Genomic DNA, 15461 nt, shown 5'->3' with positions numbered 1-15461 from the left:
AGACACCGTCATGATGACCAAGCTCGCCGTCCGCGCCACGACCGCCGCCACCGCCACCGCCGCGTGGTTCAAGTCCCGTATCGAGCAGGGCAAGGCCGATGACCGGGGCGACATCTCGATCACGACCATCATCATCTGGGTGGCCGCGACCGCCGGCGCCCTCGCGATCGCCGGGACCATCGCCGTCGTGATCGCCAAATACAACACCAGCCTCTCCGGTATCTGAGAGGACCGGATGCACGCGCAGAGACGGGAAGGAGACGAGGTGAACCACGACGGCGGCCGAAAGCCCGGAAGGGCTAGGCGCTGGTGGCTGACGCGCGTCCGCAGTGCCGGCGAAACCGTGCAAGGCGACGGAGGCGGGGAGCGCGGGGAGTCGTCCATCCAGATGGCGATCGTCTTCCCGTTCATCCTGCTCGTGACCGTGGCTGTCGTGCAGGCGTCGATGTGGGTCTATGCCCGCAACATCGCTCTCACCGCGGCTCGTGAAGGCGTCGCGGCCGCCCGCGTCTACCAGGCTCCCGAAGGAGCGGGCGCGGCCCAGGCTACCGAGACTCTCGGCCGGATCGCGGGTGACAGCCTCGCCGGCAGGAGTGTGAGTACTACGGGAAGTTCGGCGACCGAGGTCCGGGTGACCGTCACCGGCCGAGCCCTGTCCCTCATCCCGGGACTGTCCGGACTGAGTGTCTCGCAGTCGGCGTCCGCACCGCGTGAACGGTGGACCACCCCGTGATCACGCCCAATCCCTATGTGACGTGGCTTCGTCGGCGGGTAGGCGGCGACCGGGGCAGTGAGACGATCGCGGCCGCGGTCGTCACCCCGCTGCTGCTGATGCTGCTCTGCCTGGCGATCGCCGGGGGCCGGATCGTCACCTCGGGGGCGAAGATCGATGCCGCCGCGGAGGACGCCGCCCGGGCCGCGTCGATCTCCCGCACCTACAGCGGCGCCCAGGCCGAGGCCGCCGCCGCGGCCGCCCGCTCCCTCGACGACCAGGGCATCCGCTGCGCGTCGTCATCCACGAACGTCGACGCCTCCGGACTAGCCGTGCCCCTCGGCGAGGTCGGCACCGTCACCGTCACGATCTCCTGCACGGTGGCGATGTCCGATCTTCTGCTCCCCGGAATGCCTGGCAGCAAGACCATGACAAGCCGGTTCACGTCGGTAGTAGACGCGTTCCGTTCCCGGGAGGGCTGAGCGATGCGGGCAGTAGAGGCCTGGTGGCGCAGCCGGCGAGGCGAGGACAGGGGCGGGATCGCCGTCTACACCGCGATCGTCACCATCGCCCTGCTGAGCATCATCGGGCTGGCCATCGACGGCGCGGGCAAGCTCCGCGCGACAGAGCGGGCGGACGCCGTCGCGATGGAAGCCGCCCGCGCAGCCGGCCAGGCCATCGACCCAGCCGCCGCAGTCGCCGGCGAAACCTTGCGCGCCGACCCGGAAGCGGCGGCGGCCGCGGCCCGCGCCTACCTCGCCCGCGCCGGCACCCACGGCAGCGTCTCCCTGTCCCCGGACGGCACCCAACTGACCGTCACCGTGTCCGACACCTACGCCACGAAGTTCCTGTCCGCCGCCGGGATCAGCTCCATGAGCGTGTCCGGCCACGGCAGCGCCCGCCTACTGCACGGCGTCACCCAGCCCGAGTAACCCCCGAACCGAGAAGGACCCTCATGCCGAACAGCAACCCGGTCCCGCCGGCGCGCAGCAGTGCTCAGACGGCAGCCGCCGTTCTGCGGGGCCTGGTCAGCCTCACTGTCCTGGCCGCTGTGCTGGCCGGTTTGCCTGTGCTGCTGTGGTGGGCCGCCTCCGTCGTCGGGCCTCCCGGACTCGCGGCCCTGTCCAGCCTGCTGTCCACTGACGACTCCGGGCAGGTGTTCCTCCTCGCCCTCGCCGTCGCAGGCTGGGCGGGCTGGGCGCTGTTCGCCGTCTCGGTGCTGCTGGAGGTTCCCGCGCAGCTCCGGGGCCGATCCGCCCCGCAGATCCGCGGCCTGGTCGGACAGCGCGCCGCCGCGGCCCTGGTCAGCGCCGTCCTCCTCGCGCTGCCCGCCGGGACCGCCCTTGCCGCGGCCCCCTCCCCCGCCCAGGCCGCCACCCACACCACCACCGCAGCTGTGGCCGCGACCCCTGGCATCGACGGCGCGCGAAGCGTCGCTGCCGCCGACCCCGGCCAGGCCTCCACGGCGACGCACACCGTGCGGGATACCAAGCCGGCCGAGAGCCTGTGGTCCATCGCCGAGGCGCGCCTGGGCGACGGCGGACGCTGGGGAGACATCGCCGCCCTCAACGACGGCAACACCATGACCGACGGCAACACCTTCCACACCGACCAGCCCATCCAGCCCGGATGGATCCTGCACCTCCCCGCCGACGCCCGTCCCCCACTGGCCGACGCGCGGTCCGCACCGACAGACACCCGACCCGCGCCTGAGCAGGCCGGCACGGCCACCCCCACGACGTACACCGTCAAGAACGGCGACAGCCTCACCGCAATCGCCGAAAGCCAGTTGGGCAGCGCTGGCCGGTACGGGGAGATCTTCGACCTGAACAAGGGCGGCCCCCTCCCCGGCGGCGGGGCGTTCACGAACCCCGACCTGATCCAACCCGGCCAGCACCTCACCCTGCCCGGCAGCGCCTCCAACCCGGCCCCGCCGCAGGAGGCCAAACCGGATCCCGGAACCGACGACAGTGCCACCCCGCCGCCCACCACAAAACCCGCACCACCCACGCCGGCGCCATCCGCCTCCGCCACGAAACCCGCACCCTCGCTGTCCGCTTCCGCGACCGCTTCGCCCTCGGCGACGGCCGAGGCCGCGCAGCCGGCTCCGTCGGCCACTGCGCTCCGGGCCGACGAGACGGCGGGCAGCCACGTCAACTTCGCGTTGATCGCCGGTATCGGGACGCTGTTGGCCGCCTCCCTCGCCGGGGCGCTCGGTGTCCGCCGGATCCTGCAACAGCGCGAACGCAAGGCCGGACAGACCATCGCCAAGGACGAGGAGCCGACCGAGCTGGAGCAACTCCTGGCCGCGACATCAGAGCCGGCCGGGATCAATCTCCTGGACCGCGTGCTGCGCACCCTCGCCCACCACGCAGTGACCGACAGCCGCGACCTGCCCGCGCTGCGCGGTGCCCGCCTCGACGCTGCCGGGGTCACCCTGCTGCTGGACGAACCCGCGCCGCCCGTAGCCCCGTTCACCGCGGGCTCCAATACCCGCACCTGGACGCTCGACCCTGCGGCGGAACTCCTGACCGCCGAGGAGCTCGCCGATGTCCAAGCCCCCTACCCCGGCCTGGTCACCCTCGGCGCCGACACCGACGGCCTTGTCCTCATCGACCTGATGACCTGCCGGATCCTGCTCCTGGACGGCCCCGACGAAGAGGTGCTGGAGGTGGCGCGCGCCGTCGCGCTGGAGCTGGGTAGCTGCGCGTGGACCGACTACAGCGAGATCCTCACCACCGGGCTCGGCGCCCGCCTCGCCGGGCTCCTTCCGCAGGGCCGGATCCGGACGATGCCGCACCTTCCCGCCGTCGCCGCCGACCTCGGCGAGCTCATGCTGGAAGCGCACCAGAGCGGGGAGCAGGTGCTTCCGTGGCTGGCGGTCGGCGCCGGGGACGTGGACGACGAACATCTGGTGCAGCTCGCCGACGCCCTCGCCGCCGGCCGGACCCTGGACACCGCAGTCGTCCTGCCCGCCAGCGCGGCGGCCCGCCGATGCTTCCCCCACGCCGAAGTCCTCAACGTCACCCGCGGCCAGGACACCACCGTCGCCGTGCTGGAGACGTCGGTGGATCTCCAGCGGATCACCGATGAGCAGTACCGGCAGTATGTCCACGCCCTCCAGGTATCCATCCGGGAGCCGCAGGCCGCGGCCGGGCCGTGGGCGAACGCCGAGGACCACGGCCAGACGGCCGCCGGCGGGGCCCCGCTGACAGTGCACGCCGTCGGCGATGAATCCCTGGACCCCGGCAACCCCTTCCCCGCCCTCTTCATCGCCGGATCCCCCGGACGTATCCCCGCCCCCACGGAGCCCACCGAGAGCGACGGCACCGCCGAAGCAGGCATCACGAACGACAGCGGCACGGAGTCCGAAGGGGCCGCAGAGGCGGCCCAGACAGCAGATGGCGCGGCGGTCATCACGCTGGATCCCTCGGCGGTGTCCACGCAGCTTCCCCGCCAAACAGCCGCCGGTGCGGGTGAAGGCGGGGATACCGAGGTGCGGATCGAGGTGCTGGGGCCGCTGCGGATCACCGGCCGCGACAGCACCGCGCACAGCCCGCGCACCGCGGCCATCGCTGCCCTCATCCACCTGCGGCCCGGCCGCACCGCTGATGCCCTGTGCCAGGCGATGGACCCGGCCAGCCCCTGGTCCACCCGGACCCTGCACTCACGCCTGTCCGAACTACGCGGCGTCGTCGGTCTCCACACGGACGGCCAGCCGCTGCTGCCCCGCCCCAAAACGGGCGCCGGATACGTCTTCCACCCGGCCGTAACCTCCGACTGGACACAGTTCCAGACCCTCGCCCGCCAGGGACTCGCAGCAGGCCCGAGCGCCGGCATCGAAGACCTGGAGGCGGCGATGGCGCTCGTGCGGGGCAAGCCCTTCGGCGGCCGGACGCTCCCATGGGCGGACCCGGTCGTCCAGGACATGCTGTCGAGGATCACCGACACCGCCCACACCCTCGCCCGCTGGCAGACCGACAGCACCCGGCCCGACCTGGACGCCGCCCGCCACACCGTCCACAAAGCCCTCGAAGTCGAGGAAACCTCCGAAACCCTCTACCGCGACCTGCTCACCATCGAACGGGCCGCCGGGAACGACGCCGCGATCCGCCGAACCGTCGCCCGCATCCAGCAGATGGCACGGACGTACGACATCACCCTCGAAGACACCACCGAGGACACCATCACCCTGGTCCTCTCCGGCAAGCCAGCGCCCTCCGAGACGAACACCGTGCCGGTCTGACACGACATCGCACACGCTGGACGGCTGTGGGGAACACCGCTCCCCGCAGCCGTCCAGCACACTCGATATATGAAGGCTCAGGACATCGGAGCGCGCAGCGCATACCTGGCGTGCCGGCCCGCCGCAAGGAGTTCGGCGCGGGCGGCGTTCTCGCCGACCGGCGGGCGGTCCTGCCACTCAGCCCGTACCTCGGCCACCGCCGCACACACGGCCTGGATCTCTGCCACAAGATCAGCATCAAGCGCCTCGGACTGCGGTCCGGTCACCATCACCGTGCCGTGAAGCCCGTAGGGCATCTCGAATCCCCGCCACACCGAAGCCAGCACCCATGCCGACAGGTTCAGCGGGAGACGCTCGGCCTGCCCGTTGCCGTGGACATGCAGCACGGCCCGGCGGTGGTAGACCGCCGTATCTGCAGAGCCCCCCACCCCTGCCCGGATCAGCAAGGCGCTCTCCAGTGCATCAGCCGGACACGGCATCAGGGCCGTCCGACCGTCCGTATCGATTCGCAGCACCAAACTCATCTCGCAACCTCCTTGTTTGGCGTAACTGAACAAACTCGCGGAAATCGTGGGCAGTTGACGGACCTGTGGCCAGCGGGACGACACCCGGGCGCCTGCAAGGAGCTGCCTCTCTCAGACTCATCCAATGGAGCCGGACAGGCGTTCACGTCTGCTCCTGTGCGTATGCCGCCAGTTCGGGGTGCTCGCGCAGGAGTTGCTCCCGCAGGATGCGTACCTGTTCTGCATCGGCTTCGGCCTGCCGCTGCGCCTCGGCCAGCTCCTGCGCCGTCCTGCCGCGCTCCGCGTGCTCTGTGTAGGCCTCGTCGAGCATGCGCGCCCAGCGGATCGTCTTCCGCAGGCGGGCCGCCGCCTCGGCCGCCTCAGCCTCGGCTGCCAGGGTTGCGCTCACTCGCTGCACGGCGGTCTGCGCGGCGGCCTCCTCGACCCGCTCTTGGCACTGCCAGCACAAGCCGCCAGCCGGCCGGTGCCCCTTGCCGGCAGCCGTGCAGCCCTGGCCTTCGCACTCCCACCACTGAGGCGCGGGGCGCTTCTCCCGAAGTGCGGGCACCTGGCCCCGGCGGCGGTCCGTGCGACGCTGATCGCACTTCGGGCATCCGTCACCCAGGTGCAGAGTCACGCCGTCCTCGCACATCGGATCAGGACAGTCCACGGACGGGCGCACCAGAGCGACCGCGACGCCCACCGCGGAGGTGAGCTGTCCCTCGGCCAGGGCTCGGGCGTAGCCGTGGGTCCACCATCGTCGCTGGATCCGTTCCACCAGCTGGTGTGCTGTGCGCCCGCCGTCCAGGGCTTGCAGGATCGCCTCCCTCAGCACCGCCGGACGGTGGTCTGGCAGCAGAGCCGCCAGTTCCCTGGGCCATCCCGCTTCCACCGCGCGGACGGCATCTGCCAGCGCTGGGGGGATGCGGTGGGAGGCCTGCGCCGCCCGACCGGATCTCAGGGCGGGCGCGTTGGCGTTTGCGGGCGCGGCGGAGCCGCCGGCCTCGCGCACGCTACTACCTGCACCTGCCCTGCGGGCGTCATCGGCGCTACGCGCCGCAGGCGCTACGGGGGTTTCAGTCACGGGGAGGGTTGATGGAGAGGGTTGGGGGACTGTCAGTCCCCCCTGCCGGGACACAGAGTCCCCCCTGCCCGGGGACTGGCAGTCCCCCCTCCCGCCGGATTCAGGGTGCTCCACGGGAGGGGACTGGCAGTCCCCTCCCCCAGTGCGCGGCTTTCCCCTGTCGCTGCGCGGAACGCGGGGCGGGGCCGGCGAAAGTGGGGCGCGATTCTCGTTCGTCAAGGGCTGCAAGCCTCGGTTTGCCCGGTCCTGGTTCACCCGGGCCAGGCGCTCCGGGCCGTACCAGGTTGCCGGGATCTGCAGGTCGTACACCTTGGGGCGGGCCTGCTTGGGAATGTACCGGGCGGTGTCCTGGTCCCCCAGCGCGATCACACCCTGCTCCACGAGGGCGGCCAGGCGCCGCTGGACCGTCTTGACGTCGCAGAGGGCGATCCTGGCGAGGGTGCGGCGTGAGGGGAACGCGTTGCAGCCGTCGGAGTCCGCTTTCTCCGCCAGGCCGGCCAGCAGCATCCGATCGGTCGTACTGGCCACGGGACTGTCATGCAGAGCCCACAGAATGGGTTCAAGCGCCACAACGCACCACCGCCGCTGTGGTCAACGCGTGTGCGCTGTGAGGGGCACGATGTGGCACGCCCAGGGGGATTCCGCGTACGCTCATCATTCAGCGCACCTCCAGTTCTTGCGACTAGGTGCTCTTCCTCGACCCAGGCGGACCAGGCCTGGGTCGAGGACTCGCGGGCCCCGCCACTCGTGGCGGGGCCCGTTTAGGGTTTCGGGCAAGGTCATGCCCGACACAACAGGGTGGACGTCACCGAACCGATCACCACGGCGCCCCTACCGGGATCACGACCAGGTGACAGCAGTAGCGGTGACTCACCGGTGAGTTCCCCCGGCGGCCACACCACGCCCCCTGTCAGGGGCAGTTCGTCGTAGTGAAGCTCAACCCGATCGGCGGCACCCACCACGCGCAGCGCTTCAAGGACGCGTCCGCCACCGCCGCACACCACACGCTCGACGCATAGAACCGTCTCCAAGGTCAGGGCGAGTTGATCCCAGCACCAGCCGACGAGGGAACCGGTGTAGCCGCCTTCGGCCCATACGAGAGGCCGTCCAGCAGCTGTTCGGCGGCCGCGACCACGTCGGGGAACCAGTCCTGGACCAGGGAGCGCGTCGGGTCTGCAGGAGCAGCCGCCCGCCCGAACTGGCGGGGGTGAACAGGATCGCGGTGGCCGTCGAACCCTGCCGAGTCACGCTCCGAGCGGCCCTCTGAAGAGCGGCACGATCATGCGCAGCCGCCTGCCTGGGGTTCAAGTGGTCAGGCTGTGCCAGTCCAAGCACAGGACGGTCGCGTCGTCTTCCGGGCGGGTGGGCGCCGTGTGCGTCGACAACTGCGCCGACCAGGTGCGTACGAACGCGCGCGGATGCTCGACAGCCGTCTTGCGTAGGAGGCCTGACAGATCGACGATTTCGGCGTCGCGTTCCTGCATGCCGTCCGTGGCGAGCAGGAGGCGGTCGCCGGAGCACAGGTCGAGGTCCTGGATCTGGCAGGTGTCCTGCATCGAAACGCCGGAGGCAGGTTCACGGCGAGGTGCAGTTCGGCGACCGTGCCGTCGAGCAGGGGTCAGGGTGGCCGACGTTGACGAGTTGAGCGCTGGCGCCGTTGAGGGCGATGCGCAGCAGACGACCGGAGGCGGTGGTTGCCGTGGCCGAGGAGGGCTCGGTGAACCTGGCGGGCTTACAAGCCCGCCCTCGGCGAAGTAACGGCCCCCTGACGCGCCCCGCCGGTGGGACGACCGGCCGACACAGTAGGGCTGGATCGGGGCCCACCAGCGAATGCGCTCACCGGCCCAACGCCGGCATCAGTGGCACCGTGGTGGGCTCTGAGCGGGCGCGGTGGGCTCGGCGGCGCGCGGCGTGCACACTCCGCCGGGCCAGGCAGAGCTCGCCGGCGGGAACGTGGCAGGTCGGACAGGCTTCCGCGAACGCACCATGCCGAAACTGCCGGTGCGTCTCGTACGCGATGTCCATGGCGGCATCGAAAACGGAACCCGATATCAGAGCTGGGGCACTGTTCACGGAGGGACATCTCCTCGTACAGGGGCGCGGCGGTTCTAGCCCACACCCTCCACATCGGACAAGCGGTTCCCCTTCCAACTTCCCCCGTTATCGCAGTTCAACGGGGTGGAATGCCGCCAACCGTCCCGCCGCCACCCAACGCCCGCCACCAAGGACCGCGAGCAGCCCGACCGCGACCCGGTCACCAGCCACCCAGACCCACTGAGCAGCACCCTGCGGCAGACATGGCGAGCGGCACGGCCAGAATGCCCTCTGCTAAGTGAGGCTTGACCGCTTGGTGCGCATCAGCCGGGTGAACGCTTCCCAGTCAATCCCGTCGCTTACTCCGATCAGGGATGGCCCGCCATTTGCGCGAGCTCCTGATCCTCGGCGAAGCCCCGCAGCCAGAAGCCGTCCCGGTGAGAGCCCAGGAGCCAGGTGGCCGCGCGCAGGTGCTCATACTCCACATCCTGCAGCAGCTTCGCGGCGAACTCCGCGCCCGTCGTCTCATTCACCGACATCGGAAACTCCGATCTCTGGAAGGTCGAGGCCGGGAACGGCCGCGAGGCGAGAGGTCCACGCGCGGGGCCCGGCCGGTCGAACAGGCCACCCCGGGCGGGCCCCGCTAGGAGCACCGTCCCCCAACCGCTCACTTCCGGGAACCTCGCAGGCTGGTCGAGCGAGCGTGAAGCGCGACTCGACGCCTTCCGCTGACTGACCGATACAACACCCGACGCCGGCACTCCCGCCTCAGGCAACAGTCTTCGATCGCCTACGAGAACGACTTCAAGCAACAGACACCGCCCTGACCCGAGCCGCACAGACATGTCCAAAATCCGGGGTCAAGTCCCCATCGCGAAGTGCCCCCGGGAGCGGTCGGTCACTGAGCATTTTCAGCTTCGGGCCCCCCAGGGTGACGCCGCGGCCCTCGCTTGAGTCCTGGAAACTCTTCGGCTGGGCCCGCCAGGCACAGTGGCTTGTCTGTGAAAGTCGCGGGCGGGCACTTCACTGAGGGGCCGACCCTGCGCTTCGGGACGGAAGACGAACGTGGGGAGGAATGGAACACACGCTCGAAGTACCATCCCTGCAAGGTTCTCCGGCCTGTACTTCTCAACCTGAGCAGTGGCGTAGTCGGACGGAGACATCCCTACAGAGAGGACAGAGGGCAGAGGGCGATGAGTGTGGCTGAGAGTTGGTCGTGCGTGATGAGTCTCCTTCGGGAGCACGCGCCGGTCGATCACGCGGATCTGCCGGGGCCCGCTACGGAGCAGATGCTCGCGGCAGCCGAAGAGCGGATGGGGATCTCCCTGCATGGGGACCTGCGGACGTGGCTGTTGCGAAACAATCTGGACCTGCCGGAAGAAGATTTCGACGACGACGTGATGTGTTGCGGCTTCGATGGGTTCCCCGATGAGGGAAGCTTCTTTCTGGGTATCCGGGCGATGGAGAGGCTTTACGCGAACCGTTCCACGTCCTGCGGATTCGACCCTCCGGACCAGCCGGACTACCCGTTCTGGCGTAACGAGTGGATCCCGTTCCTGTCGGACCAGGACGGCTGGAGGGGAAAGTTCATCGACGTGCGGGACGGGCGCGTCGGCAGCTGGTTCGTGGGTGAGATCACGGTCACGGGCGAGTACGAGTCGATGGCCCAGTATTTCGACTCCGTGGCAGAGACGCTGACGAAAATCGCCGGTGGAAGCTTCCCGGTCTGCCGGTTCACCGAAGGTCGACTTGTCTGGTCGTGAAACGGGTCTCAGCCGGATCAAGGCCATCGCCACAGCCGTCCTCGCCCTGGAACGGCAACGAGCCTCGTCAGCGTTGACGTTCCAGGGTGAGGACGGCTGCGGCGATGGTGGTCATGCGGTTGGGGCTGCAGCGGGCTTTACTGAAGATGCGCCAGGACTTGAGTCGCGCGACGCTTCGTTCGACCGGTGCTCGCGCCGCCGACAGGGCTCCGGTGATCGTCTGCCGGCTCGTGGTGAGGTCCTGGTTCGGAAGCCGTCTGATCGGTGTGGTCACCCAGTGGCCGGCGCCGATGTAGGCGCGGTCGGCGAGGACGGGGACGCCCTGGCGTTCGCAGATCCGGATGATGCGGTGGGTGCGGGCCGCGGTCAGGTCGTGAGTGCTGGCCGGGCAGCGCGGGTGAGATCCACAGCAGGTTGCCCGCGGGATCGGCGACCCGGTCGCACCCGGCGAGTGTCCCGTCGAGCAGGACGCAATCCGGGTCGGTCTCGCGCAGGACCCGCAGGAGGCCCGCCGCCCGGCCGGACACGTGCTGGACCACGGCCTTGACGCAAGCGTGGGCGGTGCCGACGGAAATACCGAAGCCGGCGGCGATCGGTGCGAGCGTGCCGTGCCGGCGAAGACGGACCAGGCCGACCAGGGCACGCTGGTGGGGCGGCAGCTTGCAGCGCCGGTCACCCTTACGGGTAACGATGAGCAGGGAGACCCCACTCGACCAGGGCATGAGGCAGGTCGAGTGCGGCAGGATGGGGAACCAACAGGGCTCCTGTGCCCATGGGTTGAGACTTCGAACACCTCCCTCCACGGCACGGGAGCCCTGTGCGTTGCGGTCCCCATCCTGACTCGGCCAGGGTCACTCGATCAGTGGCCAATCTGAAAGAGCTCACTCACACGGGTCTGAGTGGCCGTACTCGTGCACGTGTCATGCCGTGGGCTTCTGCAGCCAGTCCGCTTCGGTGGTCCAGAACATTTGGCGCGCACCGAGGTAGTCGTGAGCGAAGTCCGTGAACCGTTCGCGGGTGTACGGCTTACCGGTCTTGGGGTCCTTGGCGTTGATGTCGGGTTCCTGGACGGCCATGGCGACGAGGGGAAGGGCATCCTTGTATTCGTGGAGGAACTTGTAGGAGTTCTCCATCTGGTACTTCCGGTCCGGCAGGGTGTCCGGTCCTCCGATGCCGATCTTAATTTCCCTGGCGAGGTCGAACATCTCCTTCATGCGCTTGTGGTCGTCGTCATCCGGCAGGAAGTTGATGTACTGGATGAACTGCGTCTTGGTGAAGACCTTCTTGCCGTAACGCATGTTGTCGATCTCGGCATCGATGTAGGACTTCGAGGTGTACTTGGTCTGATCTGTCTTGGTGTCCACCTCGACTGCGGTCTCCGGAAGGTTTACCCCGGCGAGCTTGCCGTCGTACTTCCCCGCCATCGCCTTCAGCATGGCCTGGAAGTCTGCTCGCACCTTTTTGTCCCACTGCGCGGCCATGGCCCCATGGGTGGTGGGGTTGTCAGGGTTCTCATCGACCGTCGGCGCAACCCCGCCCTCGTCCTTTACATATTGGGGAAGGTTGGCGTCCTTCATGGCTGCATCGAAGAACCGATCCTGAACCTGGACGAACAGTTTCTTGTGGCGTTCCTGGAGATACTTCAGGGCATTGTCCAGTCGCGACCACTTGTACTCCCCCTTCTCCCCTTCGAGGGCCTTCCAGGGCACCACCAGCTGTACGCCGCTGATGTCCGCACGGTCAATCATGGCCTTGACCTTAGGGTCCTCGCCGGACGTGGCATCCTCGAATGCGCCGAGCGACATGTACAGATTGTCCGTCACCTCGCCGTGGGACACAGAGGCGGCCTTGTCTGGGGCGGGAGCCGCGGCGGCCACCCCGACGATGGCCGTCAAGGCTACGGCCGTGAGGACAACAGATCCGACTGCACCACGTTGCATCATCATGAACGAGACGCTAAGGGGACGTTCTAAGTGAAATATAAGAGCGCCCGTCGCCACTCTCGGTGCCGGCGCTCACCGACACCGAATCTGACAGCTCGTCATGAAATGGCGGCTCTCGCAGTGAGGTCCATCGGGGAGAACGCGCCATCATTGATGCGCAGAGCGAGACGGTCGCGGTGCAGGACATCGTGCACGTCGAGGATGTGCCCGGTGCCGCGGCACCGGGCGGAACATCTCGGAGATGTGCACAGCGCCGCTCGGCCGCGGGTACGCGAGCAGTTCGTCGAACTTCGGCCCGCCAGGCGGAAGGCACCCCGGCGGCTGACCCCGCTCAGCCCTCCCAGGGGCCGATCCGCCCGGGCAGACCACGTCACTGGACACCGGCCCGCACCCGGTAGAGCACCCCATTGATCACCCTGCGGTGATCGCTTCACCGGCCGCCACGTGCGCCACCGCGAGGCAGGGAACGACTCCACCCGTTCCCACTCCGCATGCGTCAGATCCCCACGCCCCACACGACGAGCCTGTCCTCAACACTCCACCCCTGTCCGGAGATCCGAGAAACAGCGCCGGGTTCAACGACACCGCCGACGACCAGGACGGCCCCAACAGCCCACGTCCACACCTGACCGGCGCGCGACCCCGGGCCTCCCGGGCACAGGAGCCGTACCGCGGCGTTTCAGGGTGCTCGCATGCCGTGTACGGGAAAAGAGCCGGGGCTGCGCTGCCCGGGCATACCGGGACGGACGCAGAGTCGACCGCGGTTTAGCGCTCGGGCTGGTGCAGGCCGAGGCGGGGTGGAACGGCCACACCGGCATGATCAGCATCCTGACGCCCGGAGTGCGGCAGGATCACGCTCGCCGGCGATGGCCGCCGCGCCGCCAAGGCGCGGTGTGCCGCTCCGACCACTGCCGATCAAGAGCCTGGCTCCGTCGGGCCGCCCACCGTACGAGGCAGCCCCCCTGCGGGTGCAACGCTCCCCGGGCACCGGTCCAGCACGGCTTGCCCGGCGGCGTCGCGGCCCCGGTGGTGACGCCACCAGGAGTCTCACCAGCCCAGGCCAGGGGACGTTCAGGACCTGGGCTCCCCGATGGCCAGACTTGTCTCGCTAGATCGTGCCGGTCCGACCGGCCCCCGCCCGCCGCGAGCAGTTGGAGGCCGTCGACTGGGGTCCAGTTGTGCTGAGTGGGGGCTCGGCGCCGGGCACGGTGGGATCGATTGTCGAGCGCACGGTGAGCGCCCGCGGGGCGGGCCGGACCAATGGGTGGATAGGTGGGGGCAATCGTTATTCCTGGCAGGTGCTGGTGGGGTCGATGGCCTGGTTGACGCGGTGACCGATGGTGCGCAGGGTGCGCTGATGGGCCTGGGTGAGCGGGTCCAGGACGAGTCGGCGGACCTCCTCGACATGGCCGGGGGCGGTGGCGACGACTTTCTCCCAGCCGGTTTCGGTGAGGACGGCCAGGGTGTACCGGCCGTTGTCCGGGTCGGGGGTGCGGCGCACCCAGCCCTGCTTCTCCAGGCGCTTGACCACGTGGGACAGGCGCGAGAGCGAGCCGTTGGTGACGGCCGCCAGGTCGCTCATGCGCATGGTGCGTTCGTTGGCCTCGGACAGGGTGGCGAGGACCTGGTACTCGAAGTGGCTGATTCCCGCGTCGCGCTGCAACTGGGCGTCCAGCGCGTTTGAAAGGTTGATCACCATGGCGGCCAGGGAGAGCCAGGTCTGCCTCTCCTCGGCGTCCAGCCAGCGGGGCTCATGCGTATCCATGACCTCATCCTAACTTGACCCTTCAAGCCAAATCCACTCGTCGACGCTTGACGCTTCAAGTCAATCGGGGCTAGCGTCTAACTTGAAGGTTAAAGTCAATGAACGAGGAATCCCCTGATGAACACCGCCCTGTGGGTCATTGCCAGTGTGCTCGCGCTCACATTCCTGGCGGCCGGACTGATGAAGATCAGCCAGCCGCGAGAAAAACTGGCCGCCTCCGGAATGGCCTGGACCGCGGACGTCTCCCCCGGGGCCGTCAAATCGGTCGGCGCCGTCGAGGTGCTCGGTGCCGTGGGACTGATCGTCCCGGCCGCGCTCGGCATCGCGCCGGCCCTGGCCGCCTGGGCCGCCTCCGGCCTTGTGGCGATCATGCTCGGCGCCACCGTGCTGCACCTGCGCCGCAAGGAGGCGACAGCCCTCCCGGTCGCACTGCTGCTGCTCGTCCTGGCCGCCGTCGTGGCCTGGGGCCGCTTCGGCCCTTACACCTTCTGACCCCCGTCCCCTCACCCCAGTGTGATCTCGTAGTCAAGGAGTTCGAAATGATCAACCGTCGCAACGTCCTGAAGGGCGCGGGCGCCGCCGTCCTGGGCGCCCTCGTCCTCACCGCGGCAGCCACCGGGACCGGCCTGGCAGCCTCGGCCGCGAGCAGTCCGGAACCGCTCGGAGACCCTGCCTCCACCTCGCAGGCCGAATCGTCCTGGCCGACCAACCTGACCCACGGGGAGCGCAAGAACCTGAAGGTCTTCGACGACCTGGACTTCAACGTCTACTCCGGTCAGCAGTGGGACCGGATCGATGAGAGCCACGCGAAGAACATCCGCGTCCACTGGCCCGACGGCCACTACACAGACGGCCTCGACCAGCACATCGCCGACATGAAGAGCCAGTTCGTCTGGGCGCCGGACACTCGCATCACCGAGCACCCGAACCGCATCGCCAAGGGCAACCTGACCTCGGTGACCGGCGTCATGCAGGGCACCTTCACCCGTCCCATGCCGGACGGCAAGGGCGGCTTCATCCAGCCGACCGGCAAGAAATTCTCCATCAACATGGTCACGGTCGGCATCTGGAACAAGGCCGGAGTCATGGACGAGGAGTTCCTCTTCTGGGACAACCAGACCTTCTACAAGCAGCTCGGCCTCGCCTGAGCCGTTGCGTGGCCCGGAGGCGGGGTGCCCCGCCTTCAGGTCGTGCAGGGACGGACACGCGGACCACCAGCACCGACTGGCAGGCCCGGATGGACACCATCACGGCGATGAAGCCCGACATCACCAATGGTTCAACCACGACGTGTGAACCTCCTCCGTCCTCACCGACACCAGATACAGCGTCACCCATCTCACCAGCGCGATGCTCGGCTCGCCCCCGGCAGCTCAGGCCGGCGTCCAGCCCGCCGGCCCCACCGTCGAGG

General features: G+C 68.9%; 15 protein-coding genes and 1 pseudogene. 8 read left to right on the top strand and 8 right to left on the bottom strand.

Annotated elements, in window-relative coordinates; translation table 11 throughout:
• The first annotated feature begins 10 nt into the window (after positions 1 to 10).
• The 5 genes from IE248_RS30725 to IE248_RS30705 are packed head-to-tail and all read left to right on the top strand — an operon-like array spanning position 11 to position 4958.
• Positions 11 to 226: a hypothetical protein gene (locus tag IE248_RS30725; RefSeq protein ID WP_229895632.1), complete on the top strand. Its 216-nt coding sequence runs from the start codon at positions 11 to 13 to the stop codon at positions 224 to 226.
• 39 nt (positions 227 to 265) lie between these two features.
• The gene (locus tag IE248_RS30720) at positions 266 to 733 is read left to right on the top strand and encodes a TadE family protein (RefSeq protein ID WP_308438191.1); all 468 of its coding nucleotides are present in this window, start codon (positions 266 to 268) and stop codon (positions 731 to 733) included.
• 17 nt (positions 734 to 750) lie between these two features.
• Positions 751 to 1194 carry a TadE/TadG family type IV pilus assembly protein gene (locus IE248_RS30715; protein ID WP_190032319.1) on the top strand — a complete coding sequence of 148 codons (444 nt, stop codon included), beginning with the start codon at positions 751 to 753 and terminating at the stop codon, positions 1192 to 1194.
• 3 nt (positions 1195 to 1197) lie between these two features.
• Entirely contained in the window at positions 1198 to 1644 is a 447-nt protein-coding gene (locus IE248_RS30710; protein WP_190032318.1) for a hypothetical protein, read from the top strand.
• A 23-nt stretch (positions 1645 to 1667) separates the two neighbouring features.
• Positions 1668 to 4958 carry a LysM peptidoglycan-binding domain-containing protein gene (locus IE248_RS30705; protein WP_190032317.1) on the top strand — a complete coding sequence of 1097 codons (3291 nt, stop codon included), beginning with the start codon at positions 1668 to 1670 and terminating at the stop codon, positions 4956 to 4958.
• A gap of 77 nt (positions 4959 to 5035) precedes the next feature.
• On the opposite strand, the gene IE248_RS30700 is transcribed toward IE248_RS30705, so the two are convergent.
• The 5 genes from IE248_RS30700 to IE248_RS30685 form a co-directional block, all read right to left on the bottom strand.
• The gene (locus IE248_RS30700; RefSeq protein ID WP_190032316.1) at positions 5036 to 5482 is read right to left on the bottom strand and encodes a hypothetical protein; all 447 of its coding nucleotides are present in this window, start codon (positions 5480 to 5482) and stop codon (positions 5036 to 5038) included.
• Positions 5483 to 5624: 142 nt separating this feature from the next.
• Positions 5625 to 7073 carry a helix-turn-helix domain-containing protein gene (locus tag IE248_RS38750; protein WP_506417321.1) on the bottom strand — a complete coding sequence of 483 codons (1449 nt, stop codon included), beginning with the start codon at positions 7071 to 7073 and terminating at the stop codon, positions 5625 to 5627.
• Positions 7074 to 7849: 776 nt separating this feature from the next.
• Positions 7850 to 8101: a SpoIIE family protein phosphatase gene (locus IE248_RS30690; RefSeq protein WP_229895631.1), complete on the bottom strand. Its 252-nt coding sequence runs from the start codon at positions 8099 to 8101 to the stop codon at positions 7850 to 7852.
• 280 nt (positions 8102 to 8381) lie between these two features.
• Positions 8382 to 8570 carry a zinc finger domain-containing protein gene (locus IE248_RS38715; protein WP_434093870.1) on the bottom strand — a complete coding sequence of 63 codons (189 nt, stop codon included), beginning with the start codon at positions 8568 to 8570 and terminating at the stop codon, positions 8382 to 8384.
• 377 nt (positions 8571 to 8947) lie between these two features.
• Positions 8948 to 9118 carry a hypothetical protein gene (locus IE248_RS30685; RefSeq protein WP_190032314.1) on the bottom strand — a complete coding sequence of 57 codons (171 nt, stop codon included), beginning with the start codon at positions 9116 to 9118 and terminating at the stop codon, positions 8948 to 8950.
• Positions 9119 to 9580: 462 nt separating this feature from the next.
• On the opposite strand from IE248_RS30685, the gene IE248_RS30680 reads away from it, so the two are divergent.
• Positions 9581 to 10342 carry an SMI1/KNR4 family protein gene (locus tag IE248_RS30680; RefSeq protein ID WP_229895651.1) on the top strand — a complete coding sequence of 254 codons (762 nt, stop codon included), beginning with the start codon at positions 9581 to 9583 and terminating at the stop codon, positions 10340 to 10342.
• A gap of 67 nt (positions 10343 to 10409) precedes the next feature.
• Here the strand turns inward: IE248_RS30680 and IE248_RS30675 are convergent.
• The 3 genes and pseudogenes from IE248_RS30675 to IE248_RS30665 all read right to left on the bottom strand — a co-directional run bounded on the left by IE248_RS30675 (position 10410) and on the right by IE248_RS30665 (position 14050).
• Positions 10410 to 11098, bottom strand: a pseudogene (locus tag IE248_RS30675) (transposase).
• 164 nt (positions 11099 to 11262) lie between these two features.
• On the bottom strand, positions 11263 to 12288 hold the full coding sequence (locus IE248_RS30670) for a hypothetical protein (RefSeq protein ID WP_229895630.1): 1026 nt from the start codon (positions 12286 to 12288) through the stop codon (positions 11263 to 11265).
• Positions 12289 to 13570: 1282 nt separating this feature from the next.
• Entirely contained in the window at positions 13571 to 14050 is a 480-nt protein-coding gene (locus IE248_RS30665) for a MarR family winged helix-turn-helix transcriptional regulator (RefSeq protein ID WP_190032313.1), read from the bottom strand.
• Positions 14051 to 14167: 117 nt separating this feature from the next.
• Here IE248_RS30665 and IE248_RS30660 point away from each other — a divergent pair, with 117 nt between their 5' ends.
• Both IE248_RS30660 and IE248_RS30655 read left to right on the top strand, forming a co-directional pair.
• On the top strand, positions 14168 to 14542 hold the full coding sequence (locus IE248_RS30660) for a DoxX family protein (protein WP_190032312.1): 375 nt from the start codon (positions 14168 to 14170) through the stop codon (positions 14540 to 14542).
• A gap of 47 nt (positions 14543 to 14589) precedes the next feature.
• Positions 14590 to 15198: an ester cyclase gene (locus IE248_RS30655; protein WP_073799199.1), complete on the top strand. Its 609-nt coding sequence runs from the start codon at positions 14590 to 14592 to the stop codon at positions 15196 to 15198.
• Positions 15199 to 15461 lie beyond the last annotated feature (263 nt).

It is taken from the genome of Streptomyces goshikiensis (assembly GCF_014650555.1).
Classification (GTDB): Bacteria; Actinomycetota; Actinomycetes; order Streptomycetales; family Streptomycetaceae; genus Streptomyces; species Streptomyces goshikiensis.
This window is presented reverse-complemented; position numbering and strand designations above follow the sequence as displayed.

Bases quoted from the DNA above. Each gene is read 5' to 3' on its own strand.
- IE248_RS30725 (WP_229895632.1), top strand. From the start codon at position 11: ATGATGACCAAGCTCGCCGTCCGCGCCACGACCGCCGCCACCGCCACC.
- IE248_RS30710 (WP_190032318.1), top strand. From the start codon at position 1,198: ATGCGGGCAGTAGAGGCCTGGTGGCGCAGCCGGCGAGGCGAGGACAGG.
- IE248_RS30705 (WP_190032317.1), top strand. From the start codon at position 1,668: ATGCCGAACAGCAACCCGGTCCCGCCGGCGCGCAGCAGTGCTCAGACG.
- IE248_RS30700 (WP_190032316.1), bottom strand. From the start codon at position 5,482: ATGAGTTTGGTGCTGCGAATCGATACGGACGGTCGGACGGCCCTGATG.
- IE248_RS30690 (WP_229895631.1), bottom strand. From the start codon at position 8,101: ATGCAGGACACCTGCCAGATCCAGGACCTCGACCTGTGCTCCGGCGAC.
- IE248_RS38715 (WP_434093870.1), bottom strand. From the start codon at position 8,570: ATGGACATCGCGTACGAGACGCACCGGCAGTTTCGGCATGGTGCGTTC.
- IE248_RS30685 (WP_190032314.1), bottom strand. From the start codon at position 9,118: ATGTCGGTGAATGAGACGACGGGCGCGGAGTTCGCCGCGAAGCTGCTG.
- IE248_RS30670 (WP_229895630.1), bottom strand. From the start codon at position 12,288: ATGATGATGCAACGTGGTGCAGTCGGATCTGTTGTCCTCACGGCCGTA.
- IE248_RS30665 (WP_190032313.1), bottom strand. From the start codon at position 14,050: ATGGATACGCATGAGCCCCGCTGGCTGGACGCCGAGGAGAGGCAGACC.
- IE248_RS30660 (WP_190032312.1), top strand. From the start codon at position 14,168: ATGAACACCGCCCTGTGGGTCATTGCCAGTGTGCTCGCGCTCACATTC.
- IE248_RS30655 (WP_073799199.1), top strand. From the start codon at position 14,590: ATGATCAACCGTCGCAACGTCCTGAAGGGCGCGGGCGCCGCCGTCCTG.